Below are 3,511 nucleotides of genomic sequence, written 5' to 3' on the forward strand. Positions count from 1 at the left end.
CCCGGCGCCGCCATGATCGCGGGCGCCCCGGGCAGGGCGTCGCGCGCGCCGCCGGGCAGGCAGCAGCCCTTGGCCGTCGCGCTCATCGCGTCGCGGCCGCAGGGCGGCGCGGGAGCAGGAGGGGGGCGGGGATCGGCATGCTCGGACTGGACGATCGCAGCCGACCCGGTGAGGTCAAGCGCCCCGCAACGGAAAAGCCAGTTTAGTCCTAACGTTTGATGCGAGATTGATTTAGTCTGCTGCTGCTCCGCGATTACCAGTCAGGACGCCGCGCGGCGCAATCGACCGGATGCCGCCCTGTCCACTCCGGACGGGTGCCGGCGCGGCACAGCGCGGAGTTGGTCCATGGTGAACGTCGTCAATGGCTCGCCGGTTGCCGATACACTGCCCGGCACGCAGGACAGTCCCGACGAGATCTTCGGCGGTGACGGCAACGATTCCATCACCGGCCTTGGCGCGGGCGCGGGCGAGGTCGACCAGCTGCTCGGCGAAGACGGCAACGACACGCTGGAGACGTCCGGCAGCGGCTTCGGCCTCATCGAGGGCGGGGCGGGCAACGACAGCATCATCGCCGGCGCCTCCGGTATCGACACCGGCGTCGGCGGCGAGGGCAACGACACGCTGATCGGCGATGCCGGCAGCGACTACCTGGCCGGCGACGATTACGACCTGTTCGGCGCGACGGCCACCACCGTTTCGGGCAATGACGTCGTCGACGGCGGCGGCGGCGACGACGTGATCAGCGGCGGGCCGGGGGATGACACGCTTTCGCCCGGCGCGGCAGGTCCCGGCGTGGCAGGTGTGGGTGCCGCCTTCGACGTGATCATCGGCGGCGACGGCAACGACGTGCTCGCGCTGGAGGGCGCGCCGCAGGACTACCAGATCGACGCCGGCACCGGTCTCCTGGTCTCGATCCCCACCACCGGCCCGGGCAGCGGCGTCCGCGCGGATGTCGCCGGCGTGGAGCGCATCGCCTTCGGCGTCACGGCGGCGCAGCTTGCGGCCGGCGCCACCCCGTTGACCGTGATGGATTTCGCCAGCCTCGCTCCCGGCTCCTCCAATGACGGCGTGGGCGTGCCGCCCATCGCGCTCAGCGACACGATCGGCGCGGCGCCCGGCGCGACGCAGGTGCTGATCGACCTGCGCGAAATCCTGTTCAACGACTACGACCCCGATGGCGGCGCCCAGGATCTGGTGGGATTCAGCACGACGACGCCCGCTGGCGTCAGCACCACCGCGCTGCTCACGGCCGCCGACGTCGACGCAGCGGGTTTCGACGGGGCGCTCTATCCGTTCGGCCTGCTGGTCGTGAACATCGCAGGCGGGCTGGCCAGTCCGATCAAGCTGCAATACCGCACGGTGCTGGAGGACCCGGCCTCGGGCTTCAGCGACACCAGCAGCCAGGCGACCATCACCATCAACCCGGTCGCGGCCGTGAATGATCGCGTGCTTGGCTCCTTCGGCGGCGAGACCTTCATCCCCTATGCGACGCTCCTGGCCAATGACGGGCCGGGCGCGGTCTTCGGCGGGATCTCCAACGCCTATGTCTTCGGCGGCACCATCGTGGACGACCCGGGGCGTGGCGGGATCGTCATTGATTTCCCTGGGTTGTTCCCGAACGACGCATCCTTCGAGTACAGCCTCGTCGGCTTCCCCGGGACAGCGTTGGTGGAGGTGGACCTCGACAATTCGCCACCGATCACCACGCCCATGGCGCGCGTGGTGACGCCAGGCACCAGTTTCTTCCTGAGCTTCGACGAGATCCGCGACAAGCCGGGCAATTTCGACCCCGATAACACCGGCCTGCCCCCGCTGGTCCAGGTGAGCGGCGCGGCAGGTCCTGACGTGACCTATTCGCTCTCCGCGACCGGCATCGATCTGACGTTCGCGCCCGGCTATTCCGGCGGCTTCTCGCTGGACTACACGCTCACCGACCAGCCGATGCTGGCAACCAGCCTGCCCAGCACGATCAGCTTCATCCTGGCCGCGCCGCCCGCGCCAGTAACGGTGAACGAGGTGCTGAACTGGGGCATCAACAGCGATGGCCGGACGCTGTACCAGGGCGGCCAGCCCGGCTTCGGCGAGATCTATGCGCGCGAGTTGCTGGCCAATGACCTGGTCATGCCCGGCACCGTCGTCGGGACCAGCATCGATGACACGACCCCGCTGGTTGAGAACTTGGCGATCAGGTCGATTCGGTACGCCGCCCCCCCGTTCGACGGCGTGACCTCGCGCTCCGATCACGCCTTCGGCTTCGAATTCGATGACAACTTCACCGGCTCCGACACCTTCCGCTATGACATCTACGACCCGCTCGGCCGGAGCGGGACGGGGCTGATCACGCTCAACGTCAACATCCCGCAGCCAGTGCTGACGAACGACGTCGTCACCGTGCCCATCGGTGCGAGCAGCGTGACCGTCACCGCGGCGCAGATCCTAGGCAACGACACCTTCTTCGGCACCGGCGCCATCGCCCAGATCAACGCGAACGCGTTGATCACCGTGGATGACAGCGGCGTTTCCATCGGCGGCGGCAAGACAAGGCTGGACGGCTTCACCTTCACGCTCGATCCGAACCGGACGCTCGACAGCTACCAGTTCAACGTCCTCGCCTTCGACACGGCGGCCGCCGGCGGCAGCGCCAGCGGGTGGCAAAGCGTGACCTTCGCTCCTGCCGCGCCGACGGCCTATCGCTTCGCCGATCTCGCCGAGACGAACCACGAGGGCACCAGCACAGTCTTGGACAATGGTTTTGCCTTCAGGATCGAGCGCTCGGGCGTGCTCGACGAGGCGGTGGTCTTCTTCACCCTCCGCCCGACCTCGTCCGGCCCCAGCGCAGATGGCAGTGACGTCCGCACCGCCTTCGGCACGCAGCTGCAATACGCCTTCAGCGCCGGCGAGGCGGCGGTGAATCTCGGCATCAGCATCGTCGGCGACGCCTTGGCCGAGGCGGATGAAAGCTTCCGTGTCACGCTGGACGGCCTGGCCGGCGGCAATCCGGGCGCGATCGACCCGACCGCGGCGGTGTTCGTGGCGACCATCCTCGATGACGACCTGCCCCTGCCCGTCTTCACCGTCGCTCCCTTGAACACCAATGTCGCCGAAGGCACCTCTCCGGGTGCGGGCGGCAATCTGCAATTCGTGATCAACCGCACCGGCGACCTCTCCGCCGCGGTCACCATCGGCTACAGCGTCGGCCCCGGCGCGACCAATGGCGCGACCGCCGAGGATCTCGGCGGCAGCTTCTCCAGTGGCAGCGTCAACCTTCCCGCCAACGTCGCGCAGGGCTTCCTGGCCTTCGCCGCCAGCCCGGACGCGCTCGACGAGCCGGACGAGACCATCACCCTGACGCTGACCAGCACCAGCGTCGGCACCATCGGTCCCCAGTCCAGCGCCACCATCACCATCCTCGATGACGACCTGCCCCCGCCCGTCTTCACCGTCGCTCCCTTGAACGCCAACGTCGCCGAAGGCACCGCTCCGGGCGCGGGCGGCAACCTGCAATTCGTGA

At 68.5% G+C, this 3,511-nt stretch carries 1 protein-coding gene; it reads left to right on the top strand.

What is annotated here, in order from left to right; genetic code table 11:
• Positions 1-345: 345 nt before the first annotated feature.
• The coding region (locus OZN99_RS27730) for a Calx-beta domain-containing protein (protein ID WP_408611958.1) at positions 346-3,511 on the top strand (3,166 nt) is incomplete at its 3' end.

Source organism: Falsiroseomonas oryzae (genome assembly GCF_027856955.1).
Classification (GTDB): Bacteria; Pseudomonadota; Alphaproteobacteria; order Acetobacterales; family Acetobacteraceae; genus Falsiroseomonas; species Falsiroseomonas oryzae.